Consider the following 22,057-nt stretch of genomic DNA (forward strand, 5'->3'; position numbering starts at 1 on the left):
ATGGAATGGTTTATCGGGCTGAATCTTTTGTCTGTACTTTTTGCTTATCTGCTGGATGTCCGGTTCGGAGAACCAAATACGCCATATCATCCTGTTCGCCTTATGGGGCTTTTAATTGAGAATTTGGAACGGCGGTTTTACAGCAAGGTGCCAAAGTTATATGGAGGGGTACTTCTGCTGGTCTTAACGATGGCTATGGTTGTCCTTGCTACGTGCATCATCCTTGGGATTGCAAAGTTGCTTGGTGGTTTTATCTATTTTATGGTTAGCTCGCTTATTATGTATTTTTCTATAAGCATAAAGTCCATGACAGACCATGCTGAAGCTGTTTTCAGACCACTATCAGATGGTCATATTGAAACAGCCGGACAGAAACTTGCAATGATAGTCAGCAGGGACACTGATGGCATGGACAGTGAAATGATTGTCCGCTCCTGTATAGAGTCTGTTTCAGAGAATTTTACCGATGGTGTTGTTTCTCCGATATTTTACAGTGTTTTTTTCGGTGGTGTCGGCGCTGTGACCTTTAAGGCTGTAAGTACGCTGGATTCTATGGTGGGTTACAGAAACGAGAGATACGAACTCTTCGGCAGGGCATCGGCGAAGGCTGACGATCTTCTTAATTTTATCCCCGCCAGACTCTCTGTGTTGATAATATCCGTCGCTGGGTTTGTTAAAGGCGTTCCATTTACAAAGACATTTGATGTGGTTAAGCGTTTCCGGCTGTCGCATCCCAGCCCGAATTCGGCGCACAGCATGTCTGCTTTTGCCGGAGTTCTTGATGTTACCCTTGGTGGTGCTGTGAGCTATTTCGGAAAGGTGAAAGAGAAACCATACATCGGGGACGGCAAACGTGAGCTGACTCCTGAGATTATAAGCGAAGCTGTGAATCTCTATAAAACTTCGGCACTGACTGCATTGCTGATGGCGTGTCTGCCCCTTATGTGGATAGTCTTATGAAGTTTATTTCTGCACCGTCTTTCATTAAACCTGCAACCCGAATTGAAAATGTCAGATACCTGAAAGGGCTCATAGACGAGGTTGAGCTTCTTTATATGTGTAGCATGTCTGATTATGATTTTCCTGATGTGCGGGAAGTTTCTGAGCTGGCTGATATTGATATCCGTTATAATATCCATATGCCTTACGACAGAGACTTGTCAAAACAGTCCGAGTGGGATTTTATGGCGAGGTTCGCGGATGTGCTTGGCCCGCTGGGTGCTCATACCCACACTTTCCACATCCAGCCGGAGGATAATTTTTTTAAGGGGCTTGAGTGGTTCGTGGGGCAGACGGGGCTGCCGGTGACACTTGAGAACGGCGGTTCAGATATAGAAAGTTTCCGGCTGTCAGATGACGACATCTGTCTCGATGTCGGTCATATGGTTATGTTTGAACAGGACATTTCAGCTTTCATCGAGTGCTATGCAGAACGTATTAAGATGTTTCATCTGCACGGGGTATGTGACGGTAAAGACCATCAGAGCATCAGGCATCTGCCTGAAGATATCAGAAAATTAGTTTTCGCTTTTGCTGACAAACACAGCCTGACGGTCAGCCTCGAGGTTTTTAACGAAGCCGACCTTAAAGACAGTCTGTTATTTCTTGATTATCGCAGTTGACAGATAACCAGCCTGATCATCAGTTATCTCTTCTTTCAGAAGGTTATATGTCCTTTCATCTTCCAGTGTTACCCTGTGAAAAAGATATGCTGCGCTCAGATCATTTTCTTTTACAAAATCTATTAATACATTCAACTTTTTATGCACTTTCATCAGCACAACAGAAGTGAAAGATTGCAGCACTGCGGCGAGTTCCTCTTTTGTTGCGGGCATTTCAATAACGCAGAAATTTTCACCCTTTTCGCATAGCGGCAGTGCAACACTGTTTGCCCCTGCGGAAAATGCAGAGACCCCGGGAACCATCTCCATTTCGAAACCACGCTCAAAGAGCCTGTTGCGTAGATAGTTAAAAGTGCTGTAAACGGGTGTGTCTCCTATGGTGACGTAGCATACTTTCTTATCGTCTTTCGCCATGTCTGCCATAGTGTCCGCCAGAGCGTCATAACGGATGTCGAGGTCAGCCTTTACACCTGTCATGGGGAAGAGATACCAATGTATTTTTTCAGCAGAGATGTAGTGTTTTACTATGTCCCCTGCTATGCTTCTGCCTGTTTTATCCGACTGGGGAACAATCACTATGTCTGCATCTTCCAGAATCCTTACAGCTTTGACTGTGAGAAGCTCCGGGTCTCCGGGACCAAGCCCTATTCCAAAAATTTTCATAATCACCTCAGATGGCTAATATACGAAAAGCTCTTGTGATGTGTCTAGTTTTTTTATAACATTATTTTTCATCTAAAGGCGGTTCAAAGTTATGAAAACTCCTTCTATTATGTTTCAGGGGACAGGTTCCGGTGTTGGTAAAAGCATTGTCACAGCAGGCTTTTGCCGTCTTTTGTCAGATATGGGACTGCGTGTCGCCCCGTTCAAATCCCAGAATATGGCTCTGAACTCCGGCGTGGTGAACGGAAACCTTGAGATGGGGCGGGCACAGATACTTCAGGCAGAGGCGGCGCGTGTCACTCCTGATGTGCGTATAAATCCGATATTGCTGAAACCACAGGGGAATTCATCATCTCAGCTTGTGCGTATGGGGCACGTTGCAGGTGTTTACAGCGCCAGAGAATATTACACCCTTTCGCTGGAAAATTTCGAAATTGTAAAAGAGGCATACAGCTCACTCGCTGGTGAGTATGATGTTATCGTAATAGAAGGGGCGGGGAGTCCGGCGGAGATTAATCTTCAGGCAACGGACATAGTTAATATGAAGATGGCTCAGTACGCTTGTTCTGATGTTTATATCATTGGCGACATAGACAGAGGCGGAGTTTTTGCGTGGATGAAGGGGACATATGACCTTGTGCCTGAGAAGTCAAGAGAGCTCATTAAAGGCTTTATCATAAATAAGTTCCGTGGAGATGTGACACTGCTTCAGCCGGGGATTGAGATGTTTGCAGAATATGTCCCCGTGCCTGTGCTTGGTGTTCTCCCTTTTATGTATAACACTCTGGAAGAGGAGGATTCGCAGGATATCACATCAGACAGAATTGATGTTGAGAAGCCCACTGTGGGGGTCATCAGACTGCCGAGGATATCGAACTTCTCCGACTTCGCACCGTTGAAGGCAAATGAGAGTATAAACCTGATATATATAGAAAAACCTGAACAGATCAAAAGCTGTGATGCACTCATCATTCCCGGCAGTAAAAGTACCATTTCAGACATGCTGTATATGCGTGAAAAGGGATTTGAGAAAGAGATAAAGTCTTTTAAAGGGGGCATTGTGGGTATATGCGGCGGATTTCAGATGTTGGGTGCGAATATACACGACCCGAAAGGCATTGAAGGGGACATAACCGTAGCAGAAGGGCTGGGACTGCTGGCGATGGATACTGTCATCACCTCAGAAAAAAGACTTGAGCAGGTTGTCTATGCAGGTGCGGGACTGCTGAGGGGCTGTTCGTTGAAAGGGTATGAGATGCACATGGGCAGGACCGAAATCAATGGCGGATACGAACAGCTTTCAGAGGCGGAAAATGCTATCATCAGAAGTGGTAATGTGGCGGGGACATACCTTCACGGCATTTTCGAAGACGGGAAAGTTACTGAAAAGATATTTGCCATAGGCGGCATAAACATAAAAGCGGATGACTACATAAACGAAAAAGAGCGGCAGCTTAATGCTCTGGCGGGGATGATAAAAGAAAACTGCGATGTTGACAGTATTATGAAAGGGGCAGGGTTATGATAACAAGATATCCGATACTGATGAAAATGCAGGGGAAACAGCTTTTGTTCGTAGGCGGCGGTGCTGTTGCGGAGCGGAAGATAAACTCACTTCTGGCGTGTGACCCTGCTATAACTGTTCTTTCGCCGGAGATAACAGAAAAGTTGCAGAGCCTCGCACAGCTTGGAGTCATAAAGTGGACTACAGAACTCCCGACGGAAACGTTTGACTATGTCTTCATCGCCACCAATGAACGTGAAATTAATAAGGAAGTTTATGAGTTTTACAAAGGTAAGGCTCTTATAAATATCGCAGACGATCCTGAAGCGTGTGACTTTCACCTGCCTGCGACAATCATCCATGGTGATGTGGTGATATCTATATCCACCGACGGCACAGACCCGTCAAAATCAAAACGTATCCGTGAAAAGCTGGAAGAGTGGATAAGCCAGGGCGGACTTGAGCAGTGAAGGGGTTTATGATCGCTGCCGACAGAAGCGGCTCCGGTAAAACGACAGTCACCACTGGGATTTTAAGAGAACTCGCAAGAACAGGGCAAAATGTCGCTCCATTCAAGTGCGGCCCCGACTATATAGACACTCTTCATCACAGCAGGGCAGCAGGCAGACCAGCCCATAACCTTGACACTGTGATGCTCAGCGAAGATCAGGTGAGAGAAGTTTTTAGAGTGGGAGCCTTTGGCGCTGACATCTGTGTTGCAGAAGGCGTTATGGGCTTCTTTGACGGGATACGTCCAGACGGCTTTTACGGCAGTTCTCATCACGTGGCGAGTGTTATCGGTATGCCGGTTGTTCTGGTGATGAACTGTGCTTCTACATCATATTCTGTTGCTGCGACCCTGAGAGGCTTTCAGGTTATGTCAGATGTGCCTGTTGCCGGGGTTATATTGAATAATGTTGCTTCCGGTAATCATGAGAAACTGCTCAAAGAGGCTATACGGATGCATACAGATATACCTGTGCTGGGCTGTGTGCCGAGGCAGGGGGAGCTTATCGGTTCCAGACATCTGGGGATAAAGACAGCCTTTGAGGTAGACAACAGATATATGGACAGGTGCGCAGATTTGGTGTGCGAATATATTGATATGAACCGCCTAAAAGAACTTACAGTCGATGTGGTGCCTATTGAGAAAGATGTACAGGCTCAGGATAAGGTCTGTTACGTTGCATATGATAAGGCGTTTAACTTTTATTATGAAGCTAATTTTTATGAACTTCAAAAGCGTGGGTATAGTATTAAGAAGTTTTCACCGCTCGCTGACGAAAGAGTTGACGGTGCAGACATGGTTTATCTCGGCGGCGGATACCCCGAGCTCTATGCTGAGGAACTGGCTAAATGTACTGGCTTTCTCAGGTCTGTCAGTGATTTCTCTGAGAGTGGCAAGCCCGTTTTGGCAGAATGCGGCGGGATGATGGCTCTTACAAAAGGGATACACACAGAGAGCGGTTTCTGTGAAATGGCTGGTATTTTTGATGCCGAGTGCCGTATGATGGATAAGAGACAGGCATTGGGGTATGTGTGTGCTTTTAATAATGATTATGAAGGACTTGTTGGGCATGAGTTTCATTACTCGAAACTTGAAAACGTCAACGAAAACTACTTTTTCAACCTTGAAAAACTGACAAATAAAAAACTGACACAGGACGGATTCCTGAAAGGAAAGACCTATGGTGGATACGCCCATTTCCACTTTATGAGTGATCCGACCATACTTGATATTATAATGGAGAGACAGCATGGATAAAGGGCTTAAGATAGAGAGCGACAGCTTTGATATTATAGAAAATATGATTAACCTTTCAAAATTCTCTGAGATGGAGAGGCTGATAGTGAAGAAGCTGGTTCATACTACGGGTGATCCGGAATTTGCTGAGCTGACAGTTATTTCTGACGGCGGCGTCAATTCCGGCGTGCAGGCGCTGAAAGCTGGTAAGCCCGTTATCTGTGACGTTACGATGGTTACGGCGGGTATCACAAAAAGATATCTGGAAAAATGCGGTGTGGAAGTGCTCTGTTTTATAAATCATCCGGATGTTCTCCGGATTTCAAAAGAGACAAACCAGACCAGATCAGAGGTTGCGATGGAATATGCCGCAGCGGAATATCCCGACGCAGTTTATGCCATAGGTAATGCGCCTACAGCTCTTTTGAGACTGCTGGAGCTGAAGCGTGGAGGGAAGGTTGACCCGTCTTTTATCGCGGGGCTGCCGGTTGGTTTTGTGAAAGCTGCGGAGTCAAAAGAAGAACTTGCAAAGAGTGATGTACCTCATGTGACTAACAGAGGCACGAAGGGGGGGAGTCCATGTGCGGCGACTGTGATTAACGGGCTTCTTACTCTGGCTGCACAGTGACCATGTCTATTCCGCACTTTTCACATGCAGATATCTTTTCTGCATAACCGCTTCCTGTTCCACTGTTTTTAGTGACAAAACAGTCAGCATTTATCTCGTGTATCAGGGCGATGTTGAATGACTCTGAAAACGGCCCCTGCATGGCGATTATCCGGGAATAATGGAATCCTGCATCAAGACAGGCTTGTAAAGATTTTTCGAATGGGAGCACCCGGGCGTATGACACATCTGCAATACCTGCAAACTTATCTATGTTGTTGCTGCCAGTGGTTATTAGAACTGATTTATAGCCTTTTTCCTGCACAAATGCAGCAGCATCATCGTATGATGTAAACATGTGCATCCTGTTGTAGTGAATATCTTCAAGTGTCCGTATTTTATTTATATATGGAATGTTAAGAGCGGTGCACACTTCAATAGCATTTTTTGTTATCTCTTTTGCGTGCGGGTGGGTGCTGTCTATCACCTGCTTAATTGATTTCTCTTTGATAAATTTGGTTAAACTCCCTGTGGTAAATCTTGTATGAAGAACTTTTGACGGATATCTTTTGTTAAATTCGCTATAGCCGTATTCCGTTGTAACAGAGATAATATAGTCGCTATTGCTGAGTGTTTTAATAATTTCGTGTGTGGTTGATGTTCCGCCAAGAATTAGTATCATGTGCTGTATTTCTCCGTGTAGCCTCGTGGCGAAACCATTTTACCTGATTTTATAAATGTTTTAGTGCTGCCGACAATCACCACTGTACTCATGTCGATCTGTTCAAAATCAAGCTGGCGAAGTGTTGTTACGCAAATCTGTTCATCTTCTCTGTCACAGTTTTTGACCCATCCGCATGGCAGGTCTCCTCTGGCAGTCATAAATTTTTCCACTGCGTATGGCAGTTGTGTTGTACGTTTTCTGCTTCTTGGGTTATAAATTGCGCAGACAAAATCACCTATATTGACAGCGTCAATGCGCTTTCTGATAAGCTCCCATGGAGTCAGCAAATCGCTCATAGACAATATTACCATATCGTCAGAGACTGGTGCACCCAGTTTTGCAGATGCAGAGAGAGCAGACGTTATGCCGGGGATTATCTCTATTGCGTCTACATCTTCTGACAGTTCAAAAACAAGTGATGCCATAGAATAAAGCGAAGCATCACCGCCGCATACCAGAGCAACTTTAAGCCCCTTCGCGCAATGCTCAAGAGCAACTTGAACCCTCTCCATCTCTCCTGTCATGCCGTTTGTGAAAACTTCTGTCCTGGCATTGATTAGCGGAGTAATTTGTTCCACATAGGGTTTGTAGCCACATATCAAATCAGCGTTTTTTATGACGTCCGCTGCTTTGGGAGCAGTAAGAGAGATGTCTCCCGGACCGTTGCCTATTACATAAAGTTTTCCTCTATTTTCCACCTGCTAAGACCTCTCTCGCAATTGCTATTGTAACATCGCCGTATATTTTTCGTTTCAGTATCAGTTCTGCATTCACCCCTGCAAGAACAGCAGATGGCTCCGCTACTCCGGGGATGCCGAAATGCTTCATGGGCGCATCGTATGCGGTGAAGCAGTAGTTGTCGTTTTTATAGTAACTTTCAGGTATAAATCTCAGGTAGAGCTCCAGCTCCTGTGCTGCTTCTATGATGCCTGCCTCATCTTTTTTTAGCCACGCAGAAGACATCATGCGTATGCTGTCGAGAGTGATATGAGCCTCTGCACATGCCGATTTAACTGCATTTATCACAGTGTCTTTCCCTGTGCCTCTCCTGCACCCTATGCCGAGTATATGTATTCTATTTGCTTCTGTCGCAGTGGTTATAACCGGTTGTGCTCCTGTTATCGAGCTGACTAGATGAGCCAGAATATTTGCGCCCCCTTCGTGTCCTGAAAGAGTGCTTATGGCGAATCTGCCCACTTCGTCGCATGTCACAACGGCGGGGTCTGTGTATTTAGATTTTACATGAGGGGCTATCATACGTGTCACAATTCCCTGTGCCATAACAGCTATTATGCTGTTATAATTGCTGAATATTTCGGTAAAGCAGTCGGCTACTGTTGTAAAGTTTCCGCCGAGCTTTTCGGGGTAATACAGCTTTGAGGGTATCTCTGTGTTAATGAGTTTGGCGAGTTTAAGCCCTTTTGTGGTGACAGCTATTACCGCAGTATTACTTCCTGTAGTCATGAGAGAAATCCTTGTTATACAGCTTACTGTACTGTTCAAGACTGTCTGAAAGTGCTTTGCCTATTATTATCAGGGCGTGTTTGTTAATGCCTGATAAATTGTATTTTTCTTCTATGTCGGCGAAAGAGCCTCTGATGATTTTTTCGTCCTGCCAGCTCGCACGGTAAACAACTGCAACAGGTGTTTCCTCTGACCATCCGTTTGCACGGAATCTGTTCAGTACCTCTGAGAGCCTTGTGACAGAGAGGTAGAGGGCAAATGTTCCGCCGTGCTTTGATAGCAGTTCTATCTTTTCATCGTCCGGTACAGGTGTACGCCCCTCTATGCGGCTTATGATAACCGTCTGGGACTGCTCCGGTGCTGTCAGCTCTGTCCGGAGAGCCGCCGCTGCTGCAAAAAGAGCTGTTATACCGGGGATAACCTCATAGGTAATGCCCAGCTTGTCAAGCTCCAGCATCTGTTCTTTTATTGCTCCGTAAAGGCTCGGGTCTCCTGTGTGGAGGCGTGCGGTTTTTGTGCCTTTTGAGGCGGCCGTTTTTATTATGTTAATTATTTCGTCAAGGTTCATTGACGCAGAATCGTATATTTCTGCATCTTCTCTGCAATGAGTGAGAATATCTTTTGAAACCAGACTTCCGGCGTATATGACCGTTTTGCACTCTTTTATGCGGTTAACAGCTTTCAGGGTTATCAGCTCAGGATCGCCCGGTCCGGCTCCTATGAAAAAGACATCACTCATGCTCTCTCCTGATGCCTATCACGACTGAGAGTGAACTGTTATTAAGCTTTTCTGTATCTGTAGGGTTTTGTATTGCAGTTATTTTCTCATTTTCAAGCCCGAGGTCTTCCATTACAAATATATCGTGGGACTCAATCAGACCGATAAGCTTGCTGACTATATTTGCTGCTGAGTTTTTATTATCGCATAGGATCAGAAATTTATCATCGATTATGCCGTCAATGACCTCTGCATCACGTCCGTGAACAGAGATGAAACGGGCGTCCTGCCAAGGCTCACACAGCTTTGCAAAGGCAAGCTGGACAACGCTTACGCCTGCAACGACGTTAACGCTTTTTCGTCCGAACTCCCTGATGATGCTTTTGCCAAGGCTGTAGAAACCTGCATCCCCTGTCACAAGCACTGCAATCTTTTTGTCTAAATTCTCTTTTACAAGCTGTATTGTGCTCTCAACAAGGTGATCGGAGGAGAGCATTACATATTCAGGGTAGAGGTCTTTAAATTTCTTTGACCCTATCAGGATGTCAGCATTATAAAGTGCCTGCACAGCCTCCCATGTCAGATGGTCTATGCTGCCAGGTCCCATTGAAACAATAGTTATATTAGCCATCGTAGTGTCCTTTTAGATTTCCTGCCATATCAAAGAGTACCACCTGCACTCTTTCAAATGTATAATCTTTTTTAACTTTTTCAGAGATTTCTTTGGCAATCGGGGTGAGTTCTGCAATTTTGCATATCTCTTCGACAGTGTTGAACTCACCCTCAAGCCTAAGTCTGTCCGCTATATAGCCCTGAGCCATTGGGGACATTTTCGAATGTGTATTATAATGACCCATTGCTATTTTAGCAAGCTTGCCGGGGTGTCCCGCGAGGGTAATTTTACTGATTCCCCGTTTTTTTGCATGATCAAGGGCGAATCCGGCGTAGTTGCTCATGATAACTGTTTGCACCTCTGGCATGAGTTTCTGCAAGTGTTTTTCGCCTATTTTGCCGGGAACGAGACAGATCTCTTCTGCTCCGTTTTCGCACTGAACGTCTATCTCGCATGCAATTGTGGCAGTGAGTGCCTCTACGCTCATGGGCTCGACTATCCCTGTTGTGCCTATGATGGATATTCCACCTATGACGCCAATCCGCGAGTTGAATGTTTGCTCTGCGAGCCTCTCTCCGTCGGGAACGCTTATGGTGACAGTGCATGAGGTGATACCTGTGCTCAAGACGTTCGCCTTTATCATCTGCATGGGCACAGGGTTTATGGCGGATCCTCCCACAGGAATCTGAAGCCCCGCTTTTGTGACCAGCCCTACACCTATTCCCCCTCTGACAGTTACACGTCCGCTATTGTCCGGAGCTACTGCGGCACAGATGAGCGCACCGTGGGTGATGTCGGGGTCGTCTCCTGCGTCTTTTATAATACACGCTCGTGAGGTGTCGCATGACTGCACTGGGATTGTGAGCTCTGAGCCGTCCGGCAGTTCAATATCAACTTTTTCGGGTTTTACCCCTGTTGAGATGAAGATCGCATGTGCCTTTGCCGCTGCCGTAGCCGCCGAGCCAGTTGTAAAACCTTTTTTCATAGAAACAATAGTGTTGTAAAAAAAAACGAGGGTCAAGAAAATGTTTCTTTTTCGTTGACTGTTTTACGCTTTTAATGTGAAATACGGGCAGGGTGTAGGCAAATTCAGGGAATTTGGTGTAAATCCAAAACAGTCCCGCTACTGTAACCGGAACGAAACTGCAATAGCCACTATTTAGGGCATCAGACCTATGGACGAATGGGAAGGCGCAGGAGTAGGAAAGCTAACTAACTAAGCCGGAAGTCAGGATATCTGATCTGCTGATAAACTTTACGAGGATAGAGGTTCCTGTTTCAACTTTAAACAACTCTTTAAAAGTTCACCCATACAAAATTCCAGGAGGTACTGATGAGAATATTGTCATTAGTCGTGTTAACACTCCTTTTGTCAGGGGTGGTCTATGCATCAGGAGACGGTCATATGAAAGAGGAGAAATCTGCGATAGTTATCACAGCTTTTGGTACAAGCTACGAATCAACACTTAACTCTATTCTTGCGATAGTGAAAGATACTGAAAAGGAGTTTCCGCAAACACCTGTGAGACTCGCCTTCACATCCAACATTATCAGAAAGATATGGAACCAAAGAGACATGGATGAAGATTATAAAAAAGAACATCCTGAAGTCCCTGCACAGCTTTATAAAGTGAAAAATGTTCTCGGCGCTGTTGCTGACCTTCAGAACGAAGGATACAGAAATATCGTTGTACAGTCCACTCATGTGGCAAACGGCGAAGAATTTCAGGATCTTGAGTCTTATGTGAACGGACTCCGCTCAATACACACTATTAAAGAGAAATTTCAGCCGTTTAATGCCATAGCACTCGGGAAACCGCTCACAGGTACAACATCCCACGCAGAAGATGTTGAAATTCTGGCAAAAACTCTGGGTGATGACATCAAGCAGGCAGAGAAAGAGGGCGCAGCGCTTGTTTATATGGGGCACGGTAACGAACATATGGCTCAGGGTGTATACTATGAACTAGAGATCGTTATGAACAGAATGTATGATGTGCCTGTTGCTGTCGGTCTTGTTGAAGGTCTTCCCGATCTTGACACTGTTCTTGATAAACTTAAGAACGCAGGAACCAAAAAAGTTCTGCTTAAGCCCCTGATGATAGTTGCGGGTGATCACGCCAACAACGACATGGCAGGTGATGAAGACGACGCATGGAAAACAATACTTACCAAAGCCGGTTATGACGTTGACCCTGTTCTTGAAGGGCTTGGCGACAAAGCAGGAATAAGGAAAATATTCATTAAACACATTCAGGAGGCTGCGGCTCAGGTCGGAATCGCACTGAAATGAAAGAGATTGAAGTATCGAACCTGACTAAAAATTTCGGCGGTGTTGCTGCTGTGGACGGGATAAGCTTTACTGTGGAAACAGGCAGTATTCTTGCATTTCTCGGTCCAAACGGTGCGGGGAAAACCACAACGGTTAATATGCTCACCGACCTGCTTCAGCCGACATCAGGGGAGATACGCTACCGCGGTGAAGTTTTCAGCTCTGACAGAAGCGATCTGAAGCGTAACATCGGCGTTGTGCCTCAGCATAACAATGTGGACAGAGACCTCTCTGTTTACCAGAATCTTAAGGTTCATGGGATGCTGTTCGGTATGGGGCGCGGTGAGCTTGAAAGACGTATAGAAGAGGCGATGGAGTTTTCCGGTCTGGGCGGACATGCGGGGAAACCTGCGGGGAAGCTTTCCGGCGGAATGAAGCGCAGGCTTATCATAGCAAGGGCGCTTCTGCATGAACCGTCTATCCTCTATCTGGACGAGCCGACGGCAGGGCTTGACGCATCTGTCAGGCGTACAATGTGGGACTTTATCCGCAGTATTAATGTTAATAAAAACTGCACAGTGTTCCTTACCACTCACTATATCGAAGAAGCGGAGATGCTCTCTGACAACGTGATAGTGATAGACAGGGCAAAGATCGTCGCAGAGGGTGACGCTCGGAGCCTTATGGAACGAATCGGACACTGGGCACTTGATATACTCGTAAACGATGTGACAGAGACAGAGTTCTTTGTCACCAGAGAAGATGCTCTTGCGCGGCTTTCTGCTACAAGCGGGACGGCAAAGCTGCGTGAGACAAATCTTGAGGATGTCTATCTCTCCATTACAGGCAGGAGGATAGACGTATGAAGCTGAACGGCGTAAAGGGGATATACTACAGAGAGTTTCTGGTACTTTACAGCAGGCGCTGGAAGGTGCTGATGTCATCGTCCATCTCGCCCCTGCTTTTTCTGCTGGCTTTTGGATATGGGGTGGGGCGTTCGTCCAGTGTGGACGGTGTCGGTTATCTTGCCTTTCTCATACCAGGTCTGATAGCGATGAGCAGTATGAACCAAAGCTACGGCATATCCACAGAGATAAATATCTCACGCTTTTACTTTAAGGTCTTTGACGAATACCTTCTGGCTCCGATCAGGCGCTGGGAGATAGTTGCCGGAGAGATGTTCTATGGTGTCACACGGGGATTTATCCCTGTTTTTATAGTCGGCGTGTATGCAGTCTTTATAGGGGTAAAGCTGACCGTCACTCCGCTGTTTTTTGTGAGCATGCTTCTGCATCTTTTCATATTTTCGCTTCTGGGGCTGATTGTTGCCCTTATGGTTAAAAATCACGGCGATCAGTTCGCTGTAAATACATTTGTGATAACGCCTATGATCTTCCTTTCGGGGACATTTTATCCGGTGGAGAAGATGCCTGTCATTGTGCAGTGGATAGCAAAAATATTTCCACTGGCGTATTCAACGAAACTTATCAGGTATTCACTTATTGGCGGACAACTTAATGTAGGCAGGTATCTGCTGATTCTTCTTCTGATATTTGCCGTTCTGTTTGCGTTTGCCTATCGTGTTGTGAGCAGGGTGGAGGCATGAAAATCTTTTTTGCCGTGTTTCTGGTGATTGTTGTGGGTGTTTGTTCTCTGACAGGTTCAACAGATATCAATATAACTTCAATGACAGATATCCAGAGCAATATCTTCTGGGCAATACGTGTGCCGAGGGTGTTATTTGCCGTTGTTATTGGCGGGATGCTCGGGCTGAGTGGTTCTGTTTATCAGCTTGTGCTGAAGAACCCTCTGGCAGACAGCTTTACTACCGGTGCGGCGTCATCGTCTGCGCTGGGTGCCGTTCTTGCAATCGCTCTTGGTTTCCCTGTGGTGCTGATATCGCCTATGGCTCTTCTGACAGGACTGTGCGGGCTTATGCTGGTTTACAGGCTGTCGTCCTCAAGGGGGCGTGTGGTGAGTCCTGTGACGATGATACTTGCCGGTGTTGTGCTGAATATCGTTGCGTCATCGGTGATCGGTTTTACCAAGTTCTATTTCGAAGAATCACTTTCGTCCATTGTTTTCTGGCTGATGGGCGGATTTTTTATAGTTTCATATCAGAAGATTTCTGCGGGGCTTTCAGTTCTGCTGGTTGTATACGCTTATTTTTACCTGCGTTCGGGGCGGCTTAATCTGCTTTCTATGGATGAGTATTCAGCTGAGACAGCCGGTGTGAATGTGCGTGTAGAGCGAATGTTTGCATTTGTTCTTTCTACCCTTCTGGTGGCTGTGGCAGTTAGTTTCAGCGGTCTTATCGGTTTTGTGGGGCTTATCGTGCCGCATGTAGCTCGGAGCTTTTTCGGCTCTGATATGAGGACAAATATCTACTATTCAACCATTTTCGGCGGACTGCTTCTGGTGGTGTCGGACGCTGTGGCGAGAACTGTTATCCCTGGCGGGACAGAGCTTCCTGTGGGGATAATAACAGCTATTCTGGGCGGTTTTTTCTTCCTTTATATGTTGAAAAGACGCAGAGGGCAGGTGTGGGCATGATACGCACTGGAAGCATAGATTATAAAAGAGGCGGGTTTCACCTGAGCCTCGATTCGTTTGAGATAAGACGTGGCGAGAAAGTAGCACTTCTTGGTGAGAACGGCTCCGGAAAAAGCACTCTGATGCACCTCATGGTTGGTGTTCTCGGCAGTGCAGATGTGTATTATATGGAGAATTCCATCAAAAGCATGGGTTATGCAGAGCGGGCAAGAATACTGTCATTTTTACCTCAGATACCCGAGGTGTCGTTCCCTTTTACTGTTTTTGAAGTTGTGCGGTTCGGACGATTTACAGATGCGCGCAAAGCGGATGCTTCAACTGAGACAAGCCTTAAAATGGCAGACATGTACCACCTGAAAGACAGACCGTTCAGCGAGCTGTCCGGCGGTGAGAAGAGGCGGGCAATGCTCGCCAGAGTGATAAATCAGGATACCCCTGTTCAGTTCTTTGACGAACCTGTTTCCATGCTGGACATAAGGCACAGCCTTTCCATGCTGGAGCTCATGATAGATAGTGAAAAAACTGTAATTACATCCATCCACGACGTAAACCTTGCCCTCGAATACTTCGACAGGCTGATGTTTCTGAAGGATGGAAAAATGCTGTACGATGTCTCCAGGGCAGATGTCACAGCAAAGATGATATCCGAGGTGTTTGATGTTAAGGTTGGTACTGCTGCTGGTCGTTACAGCTTTTACCTTTAGTGCTTTTGCCGCAGAGAGAGTGGTGCTTCTGGCACCTGCTGCTGCGGATATTATGGAAAAGCTAGGCTGCGGTGAATATATCGTAGGAAAGACAAAGAGTGTGGAAGAATTCCCAGATGCTGTGAAAGTTGGGAGCCATATCCGTCCTAATCTGGAGCTGATAATATCTCTCAGCCCTGATCTGATAATAATTCCTTCTAATAGATTTTTTACAGAAAAGATGGTGCAGGACGCTGGTGTCCCTGTCGCTGAATACAATCCTTCAACTCTGGAAGATATCCTGAAAGATATTGATAAGCTGGGCAGGCTGATGGGAAAAGAGGCAGAGGCGAAAGAGCTTAACGGTAAACTCAGCAAAATGCTTGAATCTGTGGTTCCCCCGGCAAAGAGCCCAAGTGTGTTTTTTGAAGTTATGCAGATTCCATACACCATCGCAGGCGGGGGGAATATCGCCGTGGACATAATAAACCGTGCGGGGGGCGCTTATCATGAACATAGTAAAAAGAAGATGATAAGGTATTCCATGGAAAATGCCGTTGCAGACAATCCCGATATATACATCTATCAGGTTGGACCCATGAATAAGAACCCTCAGCCTCCGCAGGATAGAGAGATTTTCAAAACTATGAAATCTGAATATGTTCAGGTGGATGAGAGGGAGTTTTCAAGGGCAAACAGCCTGTCTTTTGAAAATGTACTGAAGCTGAATGCTTTATTCAACAGTTTCAGCGAGAGGTCAAAATGAAAGAACTTATAATCATAGGCGCAGGGCTCGGGCCCCAGTCTATTACCCTCCAGGGGATAAATGAACTTAAACGTGCTGATATTGTTTTATATGACAGACTTTTGCATCCCGGCATATTGGATTTTGCCCGGGGGAAGGAGCTTGTTCAGGTTGGAAAAACTCCCTATAAGCACTGTATTCGTCAGGATGAGATAAACGACCTTATCAAAAAATGTCTTTCTGAAGGGAAGATAGTTGCCAGACTAAAAGGGGGGGACAGCACTGTTTTTGCCCGTTCTATCGAAGAGATTGAGGCGGCAGAAGAGATGGGAGCTGACGTTATGATTGTCCCCGGTGTGACTTCCGCTGCGACACTTTCTGCAAAGATGCGAGCGGCTCTGACAGACAGGCGCACAGCGTCTGGAGTGGTGTTCATTACAGGTCACCCGAAAAACGGTGAAATAGAAGATACATATAACTGGAAAGCTCTGGCAGGACTCGGTCTGAGCATCGTCATCTATATGGGTGTTAAGAATGCCCCTAGAATATGCAGAAAGCTTGTGGAATTCGGCATGAGTGAGCTGACATCTGTTATGATCGGCGAAAAGCTGGAGACAGAACAGGAGCGGCTTTTCAGGTGTACTCTCGGAACGATTTCCGAAACCATTGAAGGCAATATGATAGAGAACCCTGCAACTATTGTTATCGGTGATGTGGGGTAGCGGCAGCTAAGAGATGGGGTAGGTGATGCAGATATTTAAGCCGTTGTCGTTTACAAATTCTATTTCGCCGCCCAGTTGTTTCGTTAGGGATCTGATGACAGTTAGACCCAGAGATTTGCTCTCATTAAAGCTTGTTTCAGGCAGGAGACCGTTTCCGTTGTCTTTCAGCCACATTTTATAGCTTTCGCCGTACTGTTTGAATCCAACCTCAATAATTTTCTCCTGTTTTTTGTCCTTAAAGGCGTGTTTGACGGCGTTGGTGAACAGCTCTGTTATTATGAGTCCGGAAGGCACAGCTTTATCAAGGGATATTGCGACATTTTCAATGTCTGTGATAAGGGTTATGTCGTCGTTGACGGCAAACATATACTTCAGGTCAAAAGTGAGCTTTTCGAGATAGTCCTTTATGCTTAGGACATCAAGTCCCTGTGTCTGGTAAAGTAGTTCGTGTATAAGAGACATGGATTTGATCCGTGCTATTGAGTCGCTGAGGTAGTTGTATTGTTTTTGGTCTTCGAGTGACTCACTTTGCAGGGACAGCAGGCTGCATATGATCTGGAGATTGTTTTTCACCCTGTGGTGCACTTCCTGAAGGAGCACTTCATTTTCCTGAATCTGTGATACCATTTTTGCCTGAGTTGCGGTTTCTTCTGTAATATCTCTGAATATGAGTATGCATTTCTTTTCGTTATCATAATACCGCAGGAAGCTGACATAGGACTCTATAGGGAACACTCTGCCGCTTTTGCTCATCATGAAATCACGATATGAGCAGGTGTCCTCACCATTGCTTATGAAATGCATTAGCGGGCAGTCCTCTATCCCCCGATGCCCGTCTTCGCTGTCGTGGTGTATGCATTCATGGGGGTTTCTTCCGATGAGCTCAATGTCGGAATATCCGAGAAGCTTCTGAGCATAGGAGTTTACAAAGAATATATTTCCTGAATCGTCAATACCCATTACCCCTTCGTGGAGCGAGTCGAGTATTGCACTGTGAAGGGTAGTGATGTTTCTGAGCTGTTTCTGGAAGTGGGCCTCGCTTGTGAGGTCAGTGAAGCTTACATACAAGTATTGGGTATCTCCGAAAATTATTTTTGTTTTTGCTATGAGTACAGTTTTCAGATTGCCATACCTGTCTATTGTTTTGTACCTGTAGGGGCGTTCAGCATCGCTGTCGCTGTTCCAGAACTTGACAGCTTCGTTCCGGCTGATAAAAAGGTTATCCATCCTCATGTCGCGAAGTTCTTCTATTCCGTATTTGTACAGCTCTGTGAACGGGCGGTTAGCATCTGCTATGAAGCCTGTTTCTGCATTGACGAGCATCTGCATACTGGTGGATTTCTGAAATATTGCCTCGTACCAGTCCTGTCTGTCTATGAGTGTGTCAAAGGCAAGAACATCCTTGGTTACGTCAGTGATATAGCCTATAGTTTTTTCTATTGTGCCGTCCATTCCGTAGTAGTCTGTTGATGAATACTCCAGAATGAGCTCTTTTCCTGATTTCGAAGTGGTTTCATGTATATTCGATCTTGCCGGTGTACTTGAATGCTTGTAGCTGTGTGTTCTGGCTCTCAGCAGGTAGTTCATGAAGAATGTATTCTGGAGTTCTTCTGAATAAAATATCTCTGCCACACTGTAGCCCGTAACTTTTTCCACAGAAGGGTTAACGTATTTTAGTTTCATTTCAGGCATATAATCCACAATAAAGATTATATCTCCTGAGACCTCAGCGATGCTCCGGAATACTCTTTCTCTTTCGTTAAGGTCTTTTTTAACTTTTTCGAAATGCATTAGCATTATGCCGGAAGCTGTTGTAAGAATGAGTATGAAGACTATGTGGTAGCTTACAGAGTTCAGCCATTCAACGTGTCTTATAAAAGGGTAATAAGCCTTATGCAGTCCCCATGCAAGCATGGATATGCCTGCGACTTTTCCTCCAATGCTAAACTTTCTGGTATGCATGAAAAGAGCAAAACCACTGTAACAATAAATATATGCACTTGTGAAGAAGACAAGAAATGCTGTGATTTCAATATTTTCTATATTCAGATATAAAACAACTATCAGAGAGTACAAGAGTGCGAGAAATTCTGTCATTCTGGCTATATGCTTGCGGGAAAGGAACTTCATTACACCCGCTAGCAGAAAATAGCTGCTTATGAAGATTAAGCTGAGCATAAGCAGAGGGGGACTGCTGTCCTTACGGGAAAGCTCTATGAAAAGCCTTATCCCGAGCAGAGCAGAGAAACATAGAGAACTCAGCCCCCATAAAAGCAGGTATGACTTTCTCTCTATTGCGTACAGCATTATAAACATAAGGGTGAACAGTACTGACGCTGTCAGCGTGGAGAATATGTCATAAACTATATCATACATTTAATACCTTAGCTGTTTTGCCTGCAAAAGTGTGTAACTGCCGCAGGTATATCTTTCAGTGGGAGGATTCTGTCAACCCCGCCATGGTCTATAGCCATCTTGGGCATTCCGAAAACGACACTGCTTTTTTCATCCTGGGCAAAGTTGAAAGCGCCGGCATCTTTAAGCTCTTTCATGCCTCTTGCGCCATCGTCCCCCATTCCAGTGAGTATAACGCCTACAGCATTGTTGCCGACATATCTTGCACCGGATCTGAAAAGGACATCAACTGACGGTCTGTGTCTGCTTACAAGAGGACCTTCTTTCGTTTCGACGTAGTACCTTGCGCCGCTTCGTTTTATCAGCAGGTGCTTATTCCCCGGCGCAAGCAGGACTCTGCCCGGGAGGACAGTGTCCCCGAATTCCGCCTGCTTTACAGACAGACCGCAGATAGTATCCAGTCTGTTGGCAAAGGAGAGGGTGAAGTTTTCGGGCATGTGCTGTACAATGACGACACCCGGACTGTCTACCGGAAGTCCCTGAAGAAAAACGGTAAGAGCCTCTGTTCCGCCTGTGGAAGCTCCGACAAGGATAACTTTTTCTGTTGTTTTGAGCATAGCGTGGCTTTTGGAAGGGGGGATGACTGCATCAGCCGTGAGCTTCGGAGAGATGGGAGTTCTGGGGGTTAGTCTTTTTACAGATACCTTAGCGGCTGCCTTTACGGCATCGCAGATGAGAACCTTTGATTCTTCCAGAAAAGTTTTTGTACCCATTCTGGGCTTTTGTATGATCTCAATGGCTCCGTATTCCAGTGCTTTCAGCGCTGTATCTGAATTTTCTTCTGTAAGGCTGGAGCACATTACAACGGGTATGGGGTGCTGGGTCATGATCTTCTTTAAAAACGTTATACCGTCCATACGTGGCATCTCAACGTCCAGAGTAATAACATCCGGCATGAAACTCCGCATGCGGTCGGCAGCGACAAAAGGATCTGAGCAGCATACGACCTCGCCGATGTCACTGTCTGACTGAAGAACATCAGCAATTGTCTGCCTGACCACGGCAGAGTCGTCAACAACAAGTACTTTTAATTTGCTTTTCATTTATATCCCCTGCAGTCTTGATATTTTTCTTACATAAACGATACCTGTCTCAGTTGAAAAATAAAGTTTTCTTGTGAACTGGCCGCCGATATCTTTTGCGGCTATCGTGTATTTTAGATTATCCAGTAAAGCTACAGCAGCGTTGATGTTTTTAGCGCCTATGGTCTCAACGTTTCGGTTGTATTCAAACATATCAGAGCCGCCGAAAAGCTTAACTTCTATTTCATCTTTTATAATCTTTTTTTCAGTAAAAACTTCATTCATATAAAGTAGGGCGCAGTCAACGTATCTCATGCAGTTTTCGTTCTGCTTGATCGAATCGCAGGAGCTCGGGAGCATACTGTGGCAGATCATTCCAAAACTAAGCCTCCGTGAAAACATTGTGACAGATATACATGAACCGAGAACGGTATTTATCATTATGGGGTCACTAGACTGATAAAGCTCACCCGGAAGCAGATATTCGCATGAGACGTCATCAAACATCGTCATGTCCTGATGTAGATAGTAGGCGAAAAAGTTTTTAGCGGGAGAGTCATTCCGTGGACAGATTCAGAATGTCCAAGGAATAGATAGCCCCCCGGTCTGATGTAGGAACAGATTTTGTTAAGGATCATTTCCTGTGTCGGTGTGTCGAAATATATTATAACATTCCTGCAAAAGGCTATATCTATTTTCTCAGGAACCACATATTTATTTTCCTTAAGGTTATTTCTCGCAAATTTGACTTTGGAACGGATTTCAGGGCGGAACCGAACAAGCTTATCAGCCCTTTCCACAGAGCGGAGCATATACTTTTTCTTCAGGTCAAACGGGATGCTCTGAGCTTTTTCCTCTGTATAGATAGCTTTTCGCCCTGTTTCAAGTACAGCAGTGTTAATGTCTGTGGCGTACACCGCAAAGTTGCCTCTGATTCCAAAAAACTCTGCCATAACCATTGCCATTGTATAAGGCTCTTCTCCGGTTGAGCTTGCACAGCTCCAAAGCTTAAGCTGCTGCAAAGACCCGAAACCTTTGTCCGCCAGAAGGGGGAGAATCTGGTTTGTCATGGATTCAAAATGGTTATTCTCTCTGAAGAATTCAGTTTTGTTTGTGGTGATTACATCTATAAGGTGGAGTTGTTCTGCCGCACCGTTTTCGAGAGCCATTACATAGTCAAGGTATTCCTTATAGCCTGACATCCCAAGTGCTCTTATCCTTTTACGAAGTCTGCCCTCCACCATACTTTTCTTTGTATCAGCTAATTTAATTCCACAGCTTTTTTCTATGAAACTCCTTAGCATAGTAAAGTTTTTAGCAGAGAGTTCCTGATCAAATATTGCATTATCAACTGTCATCTTTTCCTCTGTGGATGATATTTGCCCCGCACGGGGTAAAGATGCGGGGCACAAATATGGTTCGGGTTCCCTGTGTAATTGCCTATACACTTGCCTCCACAGGGTCATGGGCAGGTGTTTTCGCCTGTAGCATCTCTGTGGTTGTAGCTATGTTTACCAACTCATTAGTGGAAAAAACCGAGTTGACATTAAGCAGTATAACAAATCCATCTTCTTTTTTTGCCATCCCGTCTATAAAGGCTGTTTTGAGCTGAGTACCTATCTTCGGGGCTTCTTCAATGCTTGCTCCGTCAAACTCAACAACCTCCTGCACTGAGTCTGCAAGAGCACCGAGGACAGTTGACTCTTCATCGATATCAACTTCTACAATGATAATGCATGTATTTACCGTTTTGGCTGTCTTTTTCATGCCGAATTTTTGTTTCAGGTCTATTACAGGGACGACATTTCCCCTGAGGTTTATCACTCCCACCATGTATTCCGGTGTCTGCGGAACTTTTGTAACGCTGGTGTAGTCCAGAACCTCTCTGACAGACATTATGTCTACGCCGTATATCTCTTCCTCCAGCTTAAAGGTGAGAACCTGACAGCTTTTATGCATACTTTTCTCTTTTTCTGGCATCAGATT

General features: G+C 45.4%; 25 protein-coding genes and 1 riboswitch. Of the genes, 13 read left to right on the forward strand and 12 right to left on the reverse strand.

Annotation, left to right across the window (positions count from 1 at the left end; translation table 11 throughout):
* Complete coding sequence (gene cbiB, locus DACET_RS00760; RefSeq protein WP_013009504.1) at positions 1–960, forward strand: adenosylcobinamide-phosphate synthase CbiB; 960 nt, start codon at positions 1–3, stop codon at positions 958–960.
* Positions 957–1,622, forward strand: a complete 666-nt coding sequence (gene cbiR / locus DACET_RS00765; protein ID WP_013009505.1) for a cobamide remodeling phosphodiesterase CbiR — start codon at positions 957–959, stop codon at positions 1,620–1,622. Before cbiB ends, cbiR begins: the two co-directional genes overlap by 4 nt.
* Here the strand turns inward: cbiR and cobI are convergent.
* Positions 1,599–2,285: a precorrin-2 C(20)-methyltransferase gene (gene cobI, locus DACET_RS00770; protein WP_013009506.1), complete on the reverse strand. Its 687-nt coding sequence runs from the start codon at positions 2,283–2,285 to the stop codon at positions 1,599–1,601. The two genes, cbiR and cobI, sit on opposite strands and share 24 nt — an antisense overlap.
* A gap of 91 nt (positions 2,286–2,376) precedes the next feature.
* On the opposite strand from cobI, the gene DACET_RS00775 reads away from it, so the two are divergent.
* Genes DACET_RS00775 through DACET_RS00790 form a run of 4 tightly spaced genes read left to right on the forward strand, consistent with a single transcriptional unit; the run spans position 2,377 to position 6,161 of the window.
* On the forward strand, positions 2,377–3,810 hold the full coding sequence (locus tag DACET_RS00775; RefSeq protein WP_013009507.1) for a cobyric acid synthase: 1,434 nt from the start codon (positions 2,377–2,379) through the stop codon (positions 3,808–3,810).
* A complete protein-coding gene (locus DACET_RS00780) occupies positions 3,807–4,259 on the forward strand; it encodes a precorrin-2 dehydrogenase/sirohydrochlorin ferrochelatase family protein (RefSeq protein ID WP_013009508.1) in 453 nt (150 codons plus the stop codon). Before DACET_RS00775 ends, DACET_RS00780 begins: the two co-directional genes overlap by 4 nt.
* On the forward strand, positions 4,256–5,554 hold the full coding sequence (locus tag DACET_RS00785; RefSeq protein ID WP_148214117.1) for a cobyrinic acid a,c-diamide synthase CobB: 1,299 nt from the start codon (positions 4,256–4,258) through the stop codon (positions 5,552–5,554). Before DACET_RS00780 ends, DACET_RS00785 begins: the two co-directional genes overlap by 4 nt.
* A complete protein-coding gene (locus DACET_RS00790; RefSeq protein ID WP_013009510.1) occupies positions 5,547–6,161 on the forward strand; it encodes a precorrin-8X methylmutase in 615 nt (204 codons plus the stop codon). Before DACET_RS00785 ends, DACET_RS00790 begins: the two co-directional genes overlap by 8 nt.
* Here the strand turns inward: DACET_RS00790 and cobK are convergent.
* From cobK to cbiD, 6 genes are read right to left on the reverse strand one after another with little or no spacing between them, the layout of a single operon-like run.
* The gene (gene cobK / locus DACET_RS00795) at positions 6,142–6,822 is read right to left on the reverse strand and encodes a precorrin-6A reductase (protein WP_013009511.1); all 681 of its coding nucleotides are present in this window, start codon (positions 6,820–6,822) and stop codon (positions 6,142–6,144) included. The genes DACET_RS00790 and cobK overlap by 20 nt on opposite strands.
* Positions 6,819–7,562, reverse strand: coding sequence for a precorrin-3B C(17)-methyltransferase (gene cobJ, locus DACET_RS00800; protein ID WP_013009512.1), 744 nt, complete (start codon positions 7,560–7,562; stop codon positions 6,819–6,821). The genes cobK and cobJ overlap by 4 nt, the downstream gene beginning before the upstream one ends.
* The gene (locus DACET_RS00805; RefSeq protein WP_013009513.1) at positions 7,552–8,328 is read right to left on the reverse strand and encodes a cobalt-precorrin 5A hydrolase; all 777 of its coding nucleotides are present in this window, start codon (positions 8,326–8,328) and stop codon (positions 7,552–7,554) included. The genes cobJ and DACET_RS00805 overlap by 11 nt, the downstream gene beginning before the upstream one ends.
* A complete protein-coding gene (cobM, locus tag DACET_RS00810) occupies positions 8,312–9,067 on the reverse strand; it encodes a precorrin-4 C(11)-methyltransferase (RefSeq protein WP_013009514.1) in 756 nt (251 codons plus the stop codon). Before cobM ends, DACET_RS00805 begins: the two co-directional genes overlap by 17 nt.
* Positions 9,060–9,677: a precorrin-6y C5,15-methyltransferase (decarboxylating) subunit CbiE gene (cbiE, locus tag DACET_RS00815; RefSeq protein WP_013009515.1), complete on the reverse strand. Its 618-nt coding sequence runs from the start codon at positions 9,675–9,677 to the stop codon at positions 9,060–9,062. Before cbiE ends, cobM begins: the two co-directional genes overlap by 8 nt.
* Positions 9,670–10,644, reverse strand: a complete 975-nt coding sequence (cbiD, locus tag DACET_RS00820) for a cobalt-precorrin-5B (C(1))-methyltransferase CbiD (protein ID WP_013009516.1) — start codon at positions 10,642–10,644, stop codon at positions 9,670–9,672. Before cbiD ends, cbiE begins: the two co-directional genes overlap by 8 nt.
* A gap of 73 nt (positions 10,645–10,717) precedes the next feature.
* Positions 10,718–10,918, forward strand: a riboswitch (cobalamin riboswitch).
* Between the two features lie 74 nt (positions 10,919–10,992).
* Here cbiD and DACET_RS00825 point away from each other — a divergent pair.
* Genes DACET_RS00825 through cobA form a run of 7 tightly spaced genes read left to right on the forward strand, consistent with a single transcriptional unit; the run spans position 10,993 to position 16,634 of the window.
* A complete protein-coding gene (locus tag DACET_RS00825; RefSeq protein WP_013009517.1) occupies positions 10,993–11,952 on the forward strand; it encodes a sirohydrochlorin cobaltochelatase in 960 nt (319 codons plus the stop codon).
* On the forward strand, positions 11,949–12,797 hold the full coding sequence (locus DACET_RS00830; protein WP_013009518.1) for an ABC transporter ATP-binding protein: 849 nt from the start codon (positions 11,949–11,951) through the stop codon (positions 12,795–12,797). Before DACET_RS00825 ends, DACET_RS00830 begins: the two co-directional genes overlap by 4 nt.
* Positions 12,794–13,537, forward strand: a complete 744-nt coding sequence (locus DACET_RS00835) for an ABC transporter permease (protein WP_013009519.1) — start codon at positions 12,794–12,796, stop codon at positions 13,535–13,537. Before DACET_RS00830 ends, DACET_RS00835 begins: the two co-directional genes overlap by 4 nt.
* Positions 13,534–14,484: a FecCD family ABC transporter permease gene (locus DACET_RS00840; RefSeq protein WP_013009520.1), complete on the forward strand. Its 951-nt coding sequence runs from the start codon at positions 13,534–13,536 to the stop codon at positions 14,482–14,484. The genes DACET_RS00835 and DACET_RS00840 overlap by 4 nt, the downstream gene beginning before the upstream one ends.
* Positions 14,481–15,188 (forward strand): ABC transporter ATP-binding protein, encoded by a 708-nt coding sequence (locus DACET_RS00845; protein ID WP_013009521.1) that lies wholly within the window; start codon positions 14,481–14,483, stop codon positions 15,186–15,188. Before DACET_RS00840 ends, DACET_RS00845 begins: the two co-directional genes overlap by 4 nt.
* Positions 15,142–15,933: an ABC transporter substrate-binding protein gene (locus DACET_RS00850; protein WP_013009522.1), complete on the forward strand. Its 792-nt coding sequence runs from the start codon at positions 15,142–15,144 to the stop codon at positions 15,931–15,933. Before DACET_RS00845 ends, DACET_RS00850 begins: the two co-directional genes overlap by 47 nt.
* Complete coding sequence (gene cobA, locus DACET_RS00855; RefSeq protein ID WP_013009523.1) at positions 15,930–16,634, forward strand: uroporphyrinogen-III C-methyltransferase; 705 nt, start codon at positions 15,930–15,932, stop codon at positions 16,632–16,634. The genes DACET_RS00850 and cobA overlap by 4 nt, the downstream gene beginning before the upstream one ends.
* Before the next feature lie 6 nt (positions 16,635–16,640).
* Here cobA and DACET_RS15280 read toward each other — a convergent pair whose 3' ends face one another.
* From DACET_RS15280 to DACET_RS00880, 5 genes are all read right to left on the reverse strand, one after another.
* The gene (locus tag DACET_RS15280; RefSeq protein ID WP_013009524.1) at positions 16,641–19,010 is read right to left on the reverse strand and encodes a sensor histidine kinase; all 2,370 of its coding nucleotides are present in this window, start codon (positions 19,008–19,010) and stop codon (positions 16,641–16,643) included.
* Between the two features lie 8 nt (positions 19,011–19,018).
* Entirely contained in the window at positions 19,019–20,092 is a 1,074-nt protein-coding gene (locus tag DACET_RS00865; RefSeq protein WP_013009525.1) for a protein-glutamate methylesterase/protein-glutamine glutaminase, read from the reverse strand.
* Positions 20,093–20,578: a chemotaxis protein CheD gene (locus tag DACET_RS00870; protein ID WP_013009526.1), complete on the reverse strand. Its 486-nt coding sequence runs from the start codon at positions 20,576–20,578 to the stop codon at positions 20,093–20,095.
* A 2-nt stretch (positions 20,579–20,580) separates the two neighbouring features.
* Complete coding sequence (locus DACET_RS00875; RefSeq protein ID WP_013009527.1) at positions 20,581–21,429, reverse strand: CheR family methyltransferase; 849 nt, start codon at positions 21,427–21,429, stop codon at positions 20,581–20,583.
* An 82-nt stretch (positions 21,430–21,511) separates the two neighbouring features.
* Positions 21,512–22,051, reverse strand: coding sequence for a chemotaxis protein CheW (locus DACET_RS00880; protein ID WP_013009528.1), 540 nt, complete (start codon positions 22,049–22,051; stop codon positions 21,512–21,514).
* Positions 22,052–22,057 lie beyond the last annotated feature (6 nt).

This window comes from Denitrovibrio acetiphilus DSM 12809, from assembly GCF_000025725.1.
Classification (GTDB): domain Bacteria; phylum Chrysiogenota; class Deferribacteres; order Deferribacterales; family Geovibrionaceae; genus Denitrovibrio; species Denitrovibrio acetiphilus.

Excerpts from the sequence above, each read along its gene's own strand:
- cbiB (WP_013009504.1), top strand. The coding sequence starts at position 1 with ATGGAATGGTTTATCGGGCTGAATCTTTTGTCTGTACTTTTTGCTTAT.
- cbiR (WP_013009505.1), top strand. The coding sequence starts at position 957 with ATGAAGTTTATTTCTGCACCGTCTTTCATTAAACCTGCAACCCGAATT.
- cobI (WP_013009506.1), bottom strand. The coding sequence starts at position 2,285 with ATGAAAATTTTTGGAATAGGGCTTGGTCCCGGAGACCCGGAGCTTCTC.
- DACET_RS00775 (WP_013009507.1), top strand. The coding sequence starts at position 2,377 with ATGAAAACTCCTTCTATTATGTTTCAGGGGACAGGTTCCGGTGTTGGT.
- DACET_RS00780 (WP_013009508.1), top strand. The coding sequence starts at position 3,807 with ATGATAACAAGATATCCGATACTGATGAAAATGCAGGGGAAACAGCTT.
- DACET_RS00790 (WP_013009510.1), top strand. The coding sequence starts at position 5,547 with ATGGATAAAGGGCTTAAGATAGAGAGCGACAGCTTTGATATTATAGAA.
- cobK (WP_013009511.1), bottom strand. The coding sequence starts at position 6,822 with ATGATACTAATTCTTGGCGGAACATCAACCACACACGAAATTATTAAA.
- DACET_RS00805 (WP_013009513.1), bottom strand. The coding sequence starts at position 8,328 with ATGACTACAGGAAGTAATACTGCGGTAATAGCTGTCACCACAAAAGGG.
- cobM (WP_013009514.1), bottom strand. The coding sequence starts at position 9,067 with ATGAGTGATGTCTTTTTCATAGGAGCCGGACCGGGCGATCCTGAGCTG.
- cbiE (WP_013009515.1), bottom strand. The coding sequence starts at position 9,677 with ATGGCTAATATAACTATTGTTTCAATGGGACCTGGCAGCATAGACCAT.
- cbiD (WP_013009516.1), bottom strand. The coding sequence starts at position 10,644 with ATGAAAAAAGGTTTTACAACTGGCTCGGCGGCTACGGCAGCGGCAAAG.
- DACET_RS00825 (WP_013009517.1), top strand. The coding sequence starts at position 10,993 with ATGAGAATATTGTCATTAGTCGTGTTAACACTCCTTTTGTCAGGGGTG.
- DACET_RS00830 (WP_013009518.1), top strand. The coding sequence starts at position 11,949 with ATGAAAGAGATTGAAGTATCGAACCTGACTAAAAATTTCGGCGGTGTT.
- DACET_RS00835 (WP_013009519.1), top strand. The coding sequence starts at position 12,794 with ATGAAGCTGAACGGCGTAAAGGGGATATACTACAGAGAGTTTCTGGTA.
- DACET_RS00840 (WP_013009520.1), top strand. The coding sequence starts at position 13,534 with ATGAAAATCTTTTTTGCCGTGTTTCTGGTGATTGTTGTGGGTGTTTGT.
- DACET_RS00845 (WP_013009521.1), top strand. The coding sequence starts at position 14,481 with ATGATACGCACTGGAAGCATAGATTATAAAAGAGGCGGGTTTCACCTG.
- DACET_RS00850 (WP_013009522.1), top strand. The coding sequence starts at position 15,142 with ATGTTAAGGTTGGTACTGCTGCTGGTCGTTACAGCTTTTACCTTTAGT.
- cobA (WP_013009523.1), top strand. The coding sequence starts at position 15,930 with ATGAAAGAACTTATAATCATAGGCGCAGGGCTCGGGCCCCAGTCTATT.
- DACET_RS15280 (WP_013009524.1), bottom strand. The coding sequence starts at position 19,010 with ATGTATGATATAGTTTATGACATATTCTCCACGCTGACAGCGTCAGTA.
- DACET_RS00865 (WP_013009525.1), bottom strand. The coding sequence starts at position 20,092 with ATGAAAAGCAAATTAAAAGTACTTGTTGTTGACGACTCTGCCGTGGTC.
- DACET_RS00870 (WP_013009526.1), bottom strand. The coding sequence starts at position 20,578 with ATGTTTGATGACGTCTCATGCGAATATCTGCTTCCGGGTGAGCTTTAT.
- DACET_RS00875 (WP_013009527.1), bottom strand. The coding sequence starts at position 21,429 with ATGACAGTTGATAATGCAATATTTGATCAGGAACTCTCTGCTAAAAAC.
- DACET_RS00880 (WP_013009528.1), bottom strand. The coding sequence starts at position 22,051 with ATGCCAGAAAAAGAGAAAAGTATGCATAAAAGCTGTCAGGTTCTCACC.